We start from the raw sequence: 13039 nt of genomic DNA on the forward strand, positions 1-13039 counted from the left end.
AGATTATCAATAGCTTCAGATGTGTTGAGTATTTCAGGCGGAGCTACCACTATCGATTTATCAAGTTACTTAGATAATACTGATGAGCAAGATTTATCTATAGCTTCAGATTTGTTGAGTATTTCAGGAGGAGCTACCACTATCGATTTATCAAGTTACTTAGATAATACTGATGAGCAAGATTTATCAATAGCCTCAGATGTGTTGAGCATTTCAGGTGGAACAACAACTATCGATTTATCAAGTTACTTAGATAATACTGATGAGCAAGATTTATCAATAGCCTCAGATGTGTTGAGTCTTTCAGGCGGAGCTACCACTATCGATTTATCAAGTTACTTAGATAATACTGATGAGCAAGATTTATCAATAGCTTCAGATGTGTTGAGCATTTCAGGCGGAACAACAACTATCGATTTATCAAGTTACTTAGATAATACTGATGAGCAAGATTTATCAATAGCTTCAGATGTGTTGAGCATTTCAGGAGGAGCTACCACTATCGATTTATCAAGTTACTTAGATAATACCGATGCTCAAGATTTATCATTATCTGGATCAACTTTAAATATTAGTGGAGGAACAGGAGTAGATCTATCTTCATTACAAGATGGAGCAGGTACAGATGACCAAAATCTAACCGCAGCAACGCTTTCAGGTACTACACTTACAGTAGCTATCGAGGGAGGTACTTCAGTAAATGTGGATTTGTCTCCAATACTATCTACTTTGCAAGCAGAAAACACATCGCAACAAGCACAAATAGACGATTTATTAAGTAGAGTAATGGCTATAGAATCTTGTGCTTGTGGAGGATCGTTGAGTACTTCTGAATCGGGAAAAGCAAGCAATGAAAAAATTATCTTGTATCAAAATATACCAAATCCATTTTCAGAAAGTTCTTCAATAAGATATTTCATACCTAATAGTGTCTTAGGAAGCGCATCTATGGTATTCGTTTCTACAGCTGGACAAATTATATCAACTATCGATCTAAATGAAAGGGGGGAACAAGAACTAAATATCAATACTAGAGATTTATCTGCTGGTATGTATTATTATACGCTTTATGTTGCTGGTACTAAAATAGACACTAAGAAAATGATTATTGAGAATTAATTAATCAGTTTTCGATTGCAATAAAAATCGCATCCTTTTGGATGCGATTTTTATGTTTTTAATAAATACATTTAAAAATTGAATACGGCTTAAGTTCTTGAAAATAAATGATATAGATGGTTTTAATTCCGATTTTCCTGTAGGATGTCCTTGGGCATCAACATATCTAAATATTCGTCCATAAACCTAAAAAAAGCCTCGGTTAAGAGGCTTAAATTTTATTTGAAATAGCTAAACGTTTCGCCGTCTTCTATTTTTAGTAATGTTTCGTAAATTAATTTAATAACGTTTTCAACATCATCTCTATGCACCATTTCTACGGTAGTATGCATGTAGCGTAATGGTAACGAAATTAATGCCGAAGCAACACCACCATTGCTGTAAGCAAAAGCATCGGTATCGGTTCCTGTAGCACGCGATAAAGCCGAACGTTGAAAAGGAATTTTCTTAGCCTCAGCCGTATCTGTAATTAAATCTCTTAATTTTTGTTGTACTGCCGGAGCATAAGCCACAACAGGACCTTTGCCAATTTCTAGCAATCCAGCCGTTTTAGGCTCAATCATTGGCGTAGTAGTATCGTGAGTAACATCGGTAACAATGGCCACATCTGGTTTAATAGTATGTGTAATCATTTCTGCGCCACGTAAACCTATTTCTTCTTGAACCGAATTGGTAATGTAAAGACCAAAAGGTAACGTTTTTTTGTTTTCTTTAAGTAAACGCGCCACTTCCGCAATCATAAAACCACCCATACGGTTATCTAATGCACGACAAACAAATTTATCACCATTTAAAATATGAAACTCATCCGGATACGTAATTACACAACCCACATGAACTCCCATTTTTTCAACCTCGTCTTTGTCCTTTGCACCAACATCAATAGTAATATTATCGGGCTTAGGAGACTGTTCTTTAGCCTTATTACGCGTATGTATTGCAGGCCACCCAAAAACACCTTTTACAATGCCATTTTTAGTATGGATATTAACTATTTTACTCGGTGCAATTTGGTGATCGCTACCGCCATTTCTAATCACGTAAATTAATCCGTTATCCGATATATAATTAACATACCACGAAATCTCATCGGCATGCCCTTCAATAACTACTTTATATTTTGCCTTTGGGTTTATAACTCCAACTGCAGTACCATAAGTATCTGTAATAAATTCATCTACATAAGGTTTTAAATAATCCATCCACAGCTTTTGTCCGTCCCACTCATATCCTGTTGGTGCTGCGTTATTTAAATATTTTTCTAAAAAGTCCATAGACTTTTTGTTCAATATGCTCTTCTTTGCCATTTATATAAATTTTGTACTAAAATAATAATATATTATCTATAATTGTTTCTTAATTTAAAGTTTTTGGGCGTTACCCATAAAGGGTCGGGCTTTACAATACAAGTCCTCGCACTTTCTTCGTCAGGCTGTGGGCTTTCCTTTGCAATCCCTAACGCAAGCTTAGGCTAATTAGTAACACAGCATAAGTTTTAATGTTATACTATTTGGTAATAACTTTTTTATAAATAGTATTACCAATATTTAAATAATATAGCCCTTTAGGTAGGCTATTAATATTAATTTTTTCGTTGTTAGAAATAGATCCTTGTTTTACTGCTTTCCCTAAAGTATCATATAAGCTATAACTAAGCGTTTCCGAAATTCCAGAGATTTGTATAAAGTTATTAGATGGATTAGGAAAAATACGAATAGATGAGTTTTTAACTTCAGTATTAACCGAAAGCGTGCTACAAGTAGTAGTTCCTTGAATTTCTGTGTAAGTTGGGTTATACCCATTATTGAAAACGTTATATTCAGCTTCCGATATTTGCCCCGGATCTGTATCTCCAATTAAAGAGCCAATGGCACAGTATTCTTCAAGTTCAATATTAGTATTTATATTTAAGTTTCTAGCAACGGACGTAAGATTATCCAAACCGTTTAATGAGGTAAGTGCATCATTTTGAAAAATTTGAACATCTTCGCCTATGGTGGTTAAATTAGTTAAACCATTAAAAGAAACAAGGGCATGATTATCCCAAACCCAAAAACTTGTTGCTACGGTAGTAAGTGAATTTAAGCTATTAAAAGCAGTAAGAGATTGATTGTTTCTAACTCTAAAAAATCGGCCAACAGTAGTAAGTGCATCTACGCCACTTAAAGTAAGAAGAGAGTCGTTTCTATACACATAAAAATAATCGCCAACAGTAGTAAGCGCATCTAATCCGTTTAAAGATGTAAGACTATCGTTGTTGTCTATAAAAAAATTACCTCCAACCGTTGTTAAATTATCTAAACCGCTTAAAGAAGTTAGTGCAGCGTTACTTTGTATAAATACTTCACCACCAATGGTATTAATGCTAGTTAAAGTATTTAGGTTAGTAATATCATTTGGTGTGGCTTCAGTAACTACTAAACTTCCTGTTATATTTGATTGCGTAATAGAAAAGGCATCAACTTCAGCTTGACTAGTTAGTATAATACTTCCAGCATAAACGGTAGCCGTAGATGTAATACTGCAATCGGTCATATTTTGTATTTCTGTATAAGTGGGGTTGTAACCATTTCCAATTAAAACATATTCTTCTGCCGAAATTTGTCCTGTTCCATCTCCAAATAAACCTGAAATAGTACAAAGGTTAGTTAGGCTATAATTTCTATCAAGATCTAATTCGCCACCTACCGATGTTAGAGCATCCAAACCACTTAATGTGGTAAGCGCTGTATTTCTAGAAATGTTCAAATTGATACCTATCGATATAAGATTATCTAAACCACTTAAAGAGGTAATTGTGGTATTAGAATCTACCTGTAAAATTTGGCCAACAGAAACAAGTGCTTCCAATCCGTTTAAGGACGTAAGCTGCTTATTTCCAAAAATTCTTAAAGTACCACCCACCTGTGTAAGTGTACTTAACCCATTAAGATTTACAATTTCTCCATCTAAAGTTTCATCAATAAAAAGGTTGCCGGTTACTTCAGTATAAGTAAAGGCATCAATTTCTGCTTGCGTGGTTAGTGTAAGATTGCCTGTGTAAGTGTTTTGGGCGAATCCTAAATAGGTAAATAATAAGAATAAAATAGTAGTGTTTAGTTTTATCATTGGTAAAATGATTAGTTTTTAAATAGTATTTAGTTAAGATTAAGCGAAGCGTTTTGGCTTAAACCAAAATTTAAGTTGTTTTAAAATAGATTTGTTTTTTTAGAACTATGGAGAGTTAGTCATTTTTATCAAAATACTCTTGGTTAGATACCGAGGCATCACTAATTCTTAAACTTGCTGTTTTAAACCATACCTCGGCATAATTACCATCCGCATATTGTTTTTCAAGATCGCCTTCATGAGTTTCGGCTCCAGAACACCAGTTTTTGTTTATTTCTGGCGATTTACCATTGGTTTGGTTGTAACAGCCTAATTTAAAAAATAAACCTTCGCCTGTGTATGCTTCTTGGCGTTCCACACCATCTTGCCCCAGAGGAACAAATAATTTTTGGGTTTGTTCAGGTATGTCGGCAGTTGCGGTGTATTCAGATTCTATTAAGTTTTTTGTAAATGTTTTTGTGTCGTGCCCTTTGCTCGAGAAGGTTAGTGTCATAATACCGTTTACGACTTCTATTTCATAACTAAATTCTTCACCTAAAGCAATACCATCTTTTGGTTCTTCTGGATACGTATTAACCTCAGTTCCAACAACAGAAAAATCGTTACCCCAAACAGCCGAAGAATAATCCCATCGTCCAGAATTATCATCGCCAGCGGTATTAATTTCATAATGCCAAAATACCGATCCTTTTGTATGGCCTGGGAATTTTTTGTAAAATATTTTAAGCGGTTCGTTTTCGTGTTTATCGGCACTATGAATTTGTCCAACTACCACAGCATGTGTAGCTGCTACACGCGCATCACCAGTAGTAGAAACATTCATAACCTTAAGCGTTGCCGTTAATTTATCGTTAGCTGTTTTAGGATAAAACTTTTTTACCTGTGCTAATTCTGTTCTAATATTGTTCGATGTCCCGTGGGTATCGCCAGCATTAGGAGCCTTAAAAACTACCCAATTATTTTCGCCATCATTTTCAGTATAGAAAAAATCTTTATGCTCAAAATTTATTGCTTTTCCAACGTTAGAGCCATCACCTAAAATCAATTTCCAATCGTTAAAAAAAGGAATAACTTCGCTGGCATAAATAGTTTTTTCTGTTTCTACTGTTTCAGTTTTTTTAGCACCGTTGTTACAGCTACTTAATATTAAGAATGTACTAAAAACTAACCATGTGGATAGAGGTGCTATAAATTTTTTATTCATTTTTGTTATAGATATTACGTTAGTTAAAATGTTGTTTTATTGAAGTCTGTCGATGTTAACAAAGTTATCGTTTTTTTCTCTTGGACAGCCAAGTATCTTGATTATTTCAATTTTCAACGGTCTCAATTATCATAAAATGAGTATTTTTGGCATAATAAAAGTCCCATTGTTTATTGCATGAAATACTTAAAATACATACTTATATTTTTCCCAGTCTTACTCTTCGCCCAAATAGAAGAAATTAAGCAGGATTCTGTGTCTGAAAAGTACCTAATTATTAAAGGTGATTCGGTACCCAGAACATCTATAGATTTAGATGAAGTCATGCTATTACATAGATTGGAGTTTAATAGTAAAAAGGACAGAATTAGATATTTAATTCTACGCCGTAAAACCATTAAAGTATATCCGTATGCTAAAATGGCTGCCGAACGATTAGATTCTATGAACTCGCGCATGCTGACGCTCACTAAAAACCGAGATAAAAAACGTTACACCAAGCGCGTACAAAAGTATATTGAAGGTGAGTTTTCTGAAGAATTAAAAAAAATGACCCGTACCGAAGGGCAGATTTTGGTAAAGCTCATTCACAGGCAAACCGGTGTAACGGCTTTCGAGCTTGTTAAAGAACTGCGTAACGGTTGGCGAGCCTTTTGGTATAATACAACAGCAAGTATGTTCGATATTTCTTTAAAACGTGAGTACGACCCAGAAAACGAAAAAGAAGATTATTTAATTGAAGATATTTTACAACGAAATTTTCAAAGCGGACGCTTGGAACAACAAAAATCGGCAATCGAATTTGATTTTTACGATTTAACCAATAAATGGGTGCATCAAAAAACTCCTGAATAAATGCGTATTCAATCGCCATTCGAAGAGAAACTAAACAGTATAACCCATGCTTTGGGTGCCTTATTTGGAGTTGTTGCCTTGGTATTACTTTTAACACACAATACCAATAAAACAGATTGGAGTTTGTTTAGTGTTATACTTTACGGCCTTTCTATTGTTATTTTGTTTTTAGCCTCTACATTTTATCATGCTGTAAAACAGGAGCGCTATAAACACTATTTTAGGATTGCAGATCATATTAGTATTTATTTCTTAATAGCCGGAACATACACACCGGTATGTTTAATTTCGTTAGATGAATCCTTAGGTTGGATTCTTTTTTTTATAGTTTGGGGTATTGCAGCTTTTGGCGTTATTTTAAAGTTGTTTTTTACAGGAAGGTTCGAGCTTTTCTCCACTTTATTGTATTTAGTAATGGGTTGGCTAATTGTTTTCGATTTTTCAAACCTCGCTAACCAAATAGGAGAACAAGGCATTTTTTGGTTGTTTGCAGGCGGTATGGCTTATACCGTTGGTATTGTGTTTTACGCCATTGATAAAATACCGTACAATCATGTTATTTGGCACTTGTTTGTTTTGGCAGGAGCCGTTTTTCACTTTTTAATGATTTTTAATTATGTTATTTGATAGAATAAAAATTGAAATAGCTAACACCACCAAAGATTACCACCAAATTGAAAAATTAGCAGATGTTATTTGGCGCGAGCATTATATTCCTATTGTTGGTAAGCCACAAATAGATTACATGCTAGAAAAATTTCAATCGGTAAAACCTATTACAGAGCAAGTTGAAAATGGCTATACATATTATATTTTAAAATTCGAAGGCGTTTCCGTTGGCTATATCTCCATAAAGAAGGAAACCGATGCTTTATTTTTAAGTAAAATTTATGTACTGAGTACTTATAGAGGAAAAAAAATAGGGAAGACGGCCATGGCTTTTGTTGAGGATAAAGCTAAACAGTACGAGCTTAATAAAATAAGATTAACTGTAAATATTCATAATACAAATTCAATTAAAGCCTATGAAAAACTAGGGTTTAAAAATATCGGGCCTATTGTTGCCGATATTGGAAATGGTTTTATTATGGACGATTATGAGATGGTTAAACAAATACCTGCGTAGGCAGGAATCTCATCAATACACCTAGAATTAAGTTTTTAAGTAAGTATTGTAAAAGCGTTTTCCATGTATCAGATTCCTGCGTTGGCAGGAATATTATCCCTCAATAACCTCTTTATATTCCTCGAAAAAAGCCTCAAACAAGCTCATGTGTGTATTAAAAAACACCATAACATCTTGCCAGGAGTTTTTGTTATGTATCGATACTTTTTGCTCTAAAGGCACGTAAATTCTAGAAATCTCTTTTTTGTTTTCTAAAAAATATTCTTCGTCGTAAATAGCTTCAGGAAGATAATCGTCTAATAAAATCGATTTTAAAGCCACTAGTTTTTCCCAATATTTAATGCGGTGTTCTAAATCGTCCTCAAGATCTAGAGCTACTAAAGCCGTTCTATTATCAAAATGAAATTTAAAACTAAAGCCTTTTAGTTTGGTATCGTACAATACCCATTTCCGTGGAAACGATTTTCCAAAGCTGGTCCAAAATTCTTCTCTTAAACGTCTTGATTCTTCTTTGCTAAACATTAAAAACACTGTTTTTTTTCATTCAATTACAATCTTGAATGCTTCCGTCATCCGTTACCCACCTTCCGTCTTTTTTAAATCATATAAGCCACCGCTACACCTAATATAATCGAAATAAACTTCGAGAAATTAAACTTATGTCCGTCGCCACTTTCAAACAAAATGGTAGTCGAAATATGGAAAAATATACCAATAACTACAGCGTTTATCATGTGTGCGTAATCGGCAAGAAACGTCGAGTTATGCGAAATCCAAGTACCTAAAGGTGTCATAAAAGCAAAAGCCACTAAAAAGCCACCAATTTGTAATTTCGTGTAGTTGGATTGTAATAAAAACATGGTAATTAAAGTCGCAATAGGTATTTTATGCACTAGAACGCCATAAACCATATCATTATGGTCGTGTATAGAAAAGCCTTCTAAAAAGCTATGTATACACAAACTAATAAATAATAGCCAAGGGAAAATAGTTTTGTTTTTATGGATATGTACATGCCCATGTTCGGCACCTTTCGAGAATAATTCCAATACAATTTGCAGCATAATACCGCACATTATAAAAAGTCCAGTAAGTTTTGTGTCTAAATGGTTGTACACTTCCGGAAGCAATTCAAAAAGCGTTAACGCTAATAAAAAAGCACCACTAAAAGAAAGTAATAGCTTGGTGTTCCACGATTTTTGCTTTTTGGTTATAAGCGCTAAAATAAAACCTAAAACTACCGCCAATAAAGGTAAAAGAAACTTATCCATTCAAAAAAAATACTATTCAAATTTAAAACTCAATCTAAAATAATCCGTAACAGTCAAAATAATTTGGTGTCACATACGGTTTGACTTATTTAAAAATCATCACTAAGCGTTCCGATGTTTTAGGGCTAAATTTTCTCAATTTATAGTCACCAAAAACCTCCAATAAATACACGCCAGCCTGTTCAAAAAGCAATTCAAAATCCGCTAAAGTAAACCCACGAACGCGCTCCTGGAAATTATAAAACTTATCATCGGCCGTAAAAGTAATATCTTTTATAATATATCCATCTTCAACAAAGCGTTTTAAATGAAAATCGATGCCATCAACAGTTTTAATTTCCTCGGGCACCAAATTGTCAATAACAAACTCACTATTCATAAAATCAATTACCCCAAAACCAAATTCATTTAACTCCTCTTTAATAGATTTTATGGTTTTTAAATTATCGGCATCATCCTCAAAATAGCCAAAACTAGTAAACAAATTAAAAACCGCATCAAACTCCTTATGGTATGGTTTACACATGTTGTGCACATCAAATTTAAGGCGGTGGTTTTCAAACTGTTTAGCAAATTTAATGCTGTTTTCGCTTAAATCTACACCTGTAACATCATACCCAATTTTATTAAGGTATAAGGCGTGTCTGCCTTTTCCACAAGCCAAATCAAGTATAGTGCCGCCCTCCGGAATATTCAAATAATCCGTTAAAGTTTCCATAAAAGCTTGCGCCTCTGTGTCGTCCCTGTCCTTGTATAAAATGTGGTAATATGGCGTGTCAAACCAAGAAGAAAACCAAGTCGTTGTGTTATTAGTCATAGTGTTGTTTGGGGGTTACCACGCCCAAAAGCGCGGTCAGGCTTTTCGTTACAAGTCCTCGCACCAAAAAAGGTGCTGTGGGCTTTCCACTTCAATCCTTAACCCGGATTTATCAATAAACGTTATGTTTGCCGCAAAATTACGTTATTTTTGCAATGTAATACCTAATGTAATTGGGTTTTTAGGTAATTTAGCGACATTTATTTTTGTTTATAACAAGGCAGAATTTTTAAGCATAGCCTGAGTTACGGTTTAAAAATTTAAACAAGTTAAAAGCAAAAAGAAAAAGCAGAAAATTTAAAATTTAAGTTGCTTTACGTATAAAGACGAAAAAAATGGGAGAAAATTTCAATATGGTTGCCAAAACCTTATTTGGCTTTGAAGATTTATTGGCCAACGAGCTTACACAATTAGGTGCAATGCATGTAAAAAAGGGCGTGCGTAACGTTGCTTTTTCTGGCGATAAAGGCTTCATGTACAAATGTAACCTAGCATTGCGTACAGCAGTTAAAATATTAAAACCCATACATTCGTTTAATGTAAATAGCGAGCAAGATTTATACGATAAAATTTATGCAATGGATTGGACCCAATATCTAAAACCTACAGGGTCTTTAGCTATCGATGCTACCATTCATTCCGATTTATTTACGCACTCGCTTTATATAGCACAAAAAACAAAAGATGCCATTGTAGATAAATTTAGAGAAACCGATGGTCAACGCCCAAACGTAGATCTTAAATTTCCAGATGTAAAAATTAATGTACATATCGATAGGCGTCGTTGTACAATCTCGTTAGATTCATCGGGAGATTCTCTGCACAAACGTGGTTACAAAACAGCAACCAATATTGCACCAATAAACGAAGTATTGGCAGCAGGTTTAATTATGTTATCCGGTTGGGATGGTCAATCCGATTTTATGGACCCTATGTGTGGTTCCGGAACCATGCTCGTTGAAGCCGCTATGATAGCCTGTAACATTCCGCCAAACCTTATGCGAAAAGAATTTGCTTTCGAGCGCTGGCCAGATTGGGATGTCGAGCTTTTCGAGAAAATTGAAGAATCCTTGCTAGGTAAAACTCGCGATTTCCATCATAAAATAACAGGGTATGATAAAGCTCCAAGTGCGGTTTCAAAAGCTATAGATAATGTAAAAAACGCCCAGTTAGAAGATTTTATCGAGGTACGCCACGAAGATTTCTTTAAAACACAAAAAGCGGGCGAAAACAAACTACATATGGTGTTTAACCCTCCTTACGGCGAGCGTTTAAATATCGATATGGAAGAGTTTTATGCCAACATTGGCGATACGTTAAAACAAAATTATCCAGGTACCGATGCTTGGTTTATAACCTCGAACCTCGATGCTTTAAAGTTTGTAGGTTTGCGTCCATCTAGAAAAATACAGCTTTATAATGCCAAACTAGAATCGCGCTTAGTAAAGTACGTTATGTACGAGGGCAGTAAAAAAGGTAAATACATGAACAAGGACTAAATTCCTGCGAAAGCAGGAATCTGTTAATATTTTAGCTTACTCAATTCGCTACTGGTAATTACTAGCAGTAGTGTACAATCATTTCTTGACTTTAGTCAATTAAAAGGAAAAAGAGAAAATCTAAGTTTGTAGACATAATTTATAACACTTCAAACCTATGATTTTCAAAGTTAAAATAGCAGTATTTTTTATATTGACAGGCATTTTCGCTTTTGGTCAAAATACCGCACAAACAGAAAACGCTGTTGCGTATAAACATTCTATTGGATCGTCTTTTTTTATGTTAGGAAATTTTCTTTCTGACTCTCCCGAATATTACTTACTAACCTACGGAAACAGACTCACCAAAAAAGATCGGGTTTTTGTTGAGTTTAATACTTGGAAATATTCTGAACCTTTAGGAACCTATGGCGATTCAGAAGAACTATATCCAGGTTTTGTACGAGCTACCGGAATAGGAGTAGGGTATCAACGTTTTCATTGGAAAGGCGTGTTTACAACAATTCAAGCCACTTCCTTTAAAAAACAATATCATGATATAAATGACAATAAAACTCAAAAAGGTTTTCAATTGTATCTTCAATTAATTGCAGGTTATCGTTTTGAGTTTTTTAAAAATCGTTTCTATTTAGAACCTGCTTATGCTCTTAAATATTGGCCAATTGATACAAATTACCCTGATGATTTTGCAGTAATAGAATCTGGAAAGCCCAACTATATATTTGAGCCTAGTTTAAATTTTGGATTTAAATTTTAATCACCAATTAAAATCCTTTTGCGTATTCTGCTTAGCGTTTCTGGTTTAATACCAAGGTAACTAGCTATTTGATATTGAGGTACTCTTTGCATTAAGTCTGGTCTGTTTTTTAGTAAGTTTAAGTAGCGTTCTTTAGGAGAAGCATTTTTGAATTTTGAAAATGCTTCTTGATTTTCACCCAACATCTTTTCCATTTCTACGCGACAGATTTCAGCAAAATGGGGAAATTTTTTATATAACGCATTTTCCTTTTCTGGGTTCATAATGGCTACCGTGGTATCTTCAGTACACGAAAAGTAATACTTAGAAGGTTTTTTGTTAGCCATACTATCAAAATTTGCAGCCGATTGAAGTTCGGTATAAAATTCAGAAGTTACCTCTTCACCATCTACAATGGAATATTCCCTAATACAACCTTTTATAACAACAAATGCATCTTTAGCAATTTGTCCTTCTTTAAGCAGAGTCGTTTCTTTTTTTAAAGTCTTAATAGGAAAGGCTTTTTTTATTTCTTGCTTTTCTTCAATACTTAAGTCAAGAAAATTTGACATCATGTCCACTAATGTATTTTCCATTACTATTTTTTCTATTTCAAATGTTTAAATCCCTGATTAAACAGGGGTTTTGTCTACTTAAAATAAAGATACTTAATTATTTTAAAACGTTAATGATTCTTACTTAGCATAAGCACCCGAAGAATACGTTAACTCATAACTATGTGTGTAGATTTCAAAAACAATCCCAAAAGGGTCTTCAACATAACACATTTTAAAAGGTTTGTCTTCTGGGTAGTATTCCCTAATAGGCATAAGTTGTTTACCACCGTAAGCTATAATTTTTTCAATGAGGTCCTCAATATTTGGGTCTTGTATGCAAAAATGGAAAAGCCCAGTGTTAAATGGATTAAATTCCGGAGCCTCTTTTACACCATGCGGAAACGAAAATAACTCAACTCCAATACCATCGGAAGTTGCTAAATGGGCAATTTCAAACTCGGTCCACTCGTCACCAAAAACATCAATACACATTTGGCCAATGGCGGTTTCTTTTTCTTTTTTAATTTTTGAAGGCTCCATAATAACATACCAACCCATAACTTCCGAATAGAATTTTACAGCTTCGTTTATATTAGGTACAGTAAGTCCAATATGAGAAAAGGACTTAGGATAATCTTTATTTGTTGTCATAATACATAATTTAGATTGCAAAAATATTCTATATTTGTTTAATTGGCAATAACTTACCCAAATGTAATATACATAACTAAAAGAGTTAATTGCTGA

At 34.1% G+C, this 13039-nt stretch carries 14 protein-coding genes; 6 read left to right on the plus strand and 8 right to left on the minus strand.

Annotated features, from left to right (window positions below; genetic code table 11):
• Positions 1-1119 (plus strand): T9SS type A sorting domain-containing protein (locus HNQ90_RS06670; RefSeq protein ID WP_183822297.1); only part of this gene is annotated, 1119 nt, incomplete at its 5' end.
• Between the two features lie 218 nt (positions 1120-1337).
• Here HNQ90_RS06670 and HNQ90_RS06675 read toward each other — a convergent pair.
• The 3 genes from HNQ90_RS06675 to HNQ90_RS06685 form a co-directional block, all read right to left on the minus strand.
• The gene (locus HNQ90_RS06675; RefSeq protein WP_144117098.1) at positions 1338-2426 is read right to left on the minus strand and encodes a M42 family metallopeptidase; all 1089 of its coding nucleotides are present in this window, start codon (positions 2424-2426) and stop codon (positions 1338-1340) included.
• A gap of 199 nt (positions 2427-2625) precedes the next feature.
• Positions 2626-4227: a T9SS type A sorting domain-containing protein gene (locus tag HNQ90_RS06680; protein WP_144117099.1), complete on the minus strand. Its 1602-nt coding sequence runs from the start codon at positions 4225-4227 to the stop codon at positions 2626-2628.
• A 115-nt stretch (positions 4228-4342) separates the two neighbouring features.
• On the minus strand, positions 4343-5431 hold the full coding sequence (locus HNQ90_RS06685) for a polysaccharide lyase family 7 protein (protein ID WP_144117100.1): 1089 nt from the start codon (positions 5429-5431) through the stop codon (positions 4343-4345).
• Positions 5432-5608: 177 nt separating this feature from the next.
• Between HNQ90_RS06685 and HNQ90_RS06690 the strand changes: the two genes are divergently transcribed.
• Genes HNQ90_RS06690 through HNQ90_RS06700 form a run of 3 tightly spaced genes read left to right on the plus strand, consistent with a single transcriptional unit; the run spans position 5609 to position 7412 of the window.
• A complete protein-coding gene (locus HNQ90_RS06690) occupies positions 5609-6286 on the plus strand; it encodes a DUF4294 domain-containing protein (protein ID WP_144117101.1) in 678 nt (225 codons plus the stop codon).
• Entirely contained in the window at positions 6287-6913 is a 627-nt protein-coding gene (gene trhA / locus HNQ90_RS06695; protein ID WP_144117102.1) for a PAQR family membrane homeostasis protein TrhA, read from the plus strand.
• Complete coding sequence (locus HNQ90_RS06700) at positions 6903-7412, plus strand: GNAT family N-acetyltransferase (protein ID WP_144117103.1); 510 nt, start codon at positions 6903-6905, stop codon at positions 7410-7412. Before trhA ends, HNQ90_RS06700 begins: the two co-directional genes overlap by 11 nt.
• A gap of 93 nt (positions 7413-7505) precedes the next feature.
• Here the strand turns inward: HNQ90_RS06700 and HNQ90_RS06705 are convergent, their stop codons facing one another.
• The 3 genes from HNQ90_RS06705 to HNQ90_RS06715 all read right to left on the minus strand — a co-directional run bounded on the left by HNQ90_RS06705 (position 7506) and on the right by HNQ90_RS06715 (position 9500).
• Positions 7506-7934, minus strand: a complete 429-nt coding sequence (locus HNQ90_RS06705) for a DUF4268 domain-containing protein (RefSeq protein WP_144117104.1) — start codon at positions 7932-7934, stop codon at positions 7506-7508.
• 74 nt (positions 7935-8008) lie between these two features.
• Complete coding sequence (locus HNQ90_RS06710) at positions 8009-8683, minus strand: ZIP family metal transporter (protein WP_144117105.1); 675 nt, start codon at positions 8681-8683, stop codon at positions 8009-8011.
• An 85-nt stretch (positions 8684-8768) separates the two neighbouring features.
• The gene (locus HNQ90_RS06715) at positions 8769-9500 is read right to left on the minus strand and encodes a class I SAM-dependent methyltransferase (RefSeq protein WP_144117106.1); all 732 of its coding nucleotides are present in this window, start codon (positions 9498-9500) and stop codon (positions 8769-8771) included.
• A gap of 335 nt (positions 9501-9835) precedes the next feature.
• On the opposite strand from HNQ90_RS06715, the gene HNQ90_RS06720 reads away from it, so the two are divergent.
• Both HNQ90_RS06720 and HNQ90_RS06725 read left to right on the plus strand, forming a co-directional pair.
• Positions 9836-10999, plus strand: coding sequence for a THUMP domain-containing class I SAM-dependent RNA methyltransferase (locus HNQ90_RS06720; RefSeq protein ID WP_144117107.1), 1164 nt, complete (start codon positions 9836-9838; stop codon positions 10997-10999).
• A gap of 157 nt (positions 11000-11156) precedes the next feature.
• Positions 11157-11756, plus strand: coding sequence for a hypothetical protein (locus tag HNQ90_RS06725; RefSeq protein ID WP_144117108.1), 600 nt, complete (start codon positions 11157-11159; stop codon positions 11754-11756).
• Here HNQ90_RS06725 and HNQ90_RS06730 read toward each other — a convergent pair.
• Positions 11753-12331, minus strand: coding sequence for a Crp/Fnr family transcriptional regulator (locus HNQ90_RS06730; RefSeq protein ID WP_144117109.1), 579 nt, complete (start codon positions 12329-12331; stop codon positions 11753-11755). The genes HNQ90_RS06725 and HNQ90_RS06730 overlap by 4 nt on opposite strands.
• A 99-nt stretch (positions 12332-12430) precedes the next feature.
• Positions 12431-12943, minus strand: coding sequence for a VOC family protein (locus tag HNQ90_RS06735; RefSeq protein ID WP_144117110.1), 513 nt, complete (start codon positions 12941-12943; stop codon positions 12431-12433).
• Between the last annotated feature and the right edge of the window lie 96 nt (positions 12944-13039).

It is taken from the genome of Algibacter amylolyticus, assembly GCF_014202225.1.
In the GTDB taxonomy this organism is placed as follows: domain Bacteria; phylum Bacteroidota; class Bacteroidia; order Flavobacteriales; family Flavobacteriaceae; genus Algibacter_B; species Algibacter_B amylolyticus.

Coding starts and splice junctions, on each gene's coding strand:
- HNQ90_RS06675 (WP_144117098.1), bottom strand. CDS start 2,426: ATGGCAAAGAAGAGCATATTGAACAAAAAGTCTATGGACTTTTTAGAA.
- HNQ90_RS06680 (WP_144117099.1), bottom strand. CDS start 4,227: ATGATAAAACTAAACACTACTATTTTATTCTTATTATTTACCTATTTA.
- HNQ90_RS06685 (WP_144117100.1), bottom strand. CDS start 5,431: ATGAATAAAAAATTTATAGCACCTCTATCCACATGGTTAGTTTTTAGT.
- HNQ90_RS06690 (WP_144117101.1), top strand. CDS start 5,609: ATGAAATACTTAAAATACATACTTATATTTTTCCCAGTCTTACTCTTC.
- trhA (WP_144117102.1), top strand. CDS start 6,287: ATGCGTATTCAATCGCCATTCGAAGAGAAACTAAACAGTATAACCCAT.
- HNQ90_RS06700 (WP_144117103.1), top strand. CDS start 6,903: ATGTTATTTGATAGAATAAAAATTGAAATAGCTAACACCACCAAAGAT.
- HNQ90_RS06705 (WP_144117104.1), bottom strand. CDS start 7,934: ATGTTTAGCAAAGAAGAATCAAGACGTTTAAGAGAAGAATTTTGGACC.
- HNQ90_RS06710 (WP_144117105.1), bottom strand. CDS start 8,683: ATGGATAAGTTTCTTTTACCTTTATTGGCGGTAGTTTTAGGTTTTATT.
- HNQ90_RS06715 (WP_144117106.1), bottom strand. CDS start 9,500: ATGACTAATAACACAACGACTTGGTTTTCTTCTTGGTTTGACACGCCA.
- HNQ90_RS06720 (WP_144117107.1), top strand. CDS start 9,836: ATGGGAGAAAATTTCAATATGGTTGCCAAAACCTTATTTGGCTTTGAA.
- HNQ90_RS06725 (WP_144117108.1), top strand. CDS start 11,157: ATGATTTTCAAAGTTAAAATAGCAGTATTTTTTATATTGACAGGCATT.
- HNQ90_RS06730 (WP_144117109.1), bottom strand. CDS start 12,331: ATGGAAAATACATTAGTGGACATGATGTCAAATTTTCTTGACTTAAGT.
- HNQ90_RS06735 (WP_144117110.1), bottom strand. CDS start 12,943: ATGACAACAAATAAAGATTATCCTAAGTCCTTTTCTCATATTGGACTT.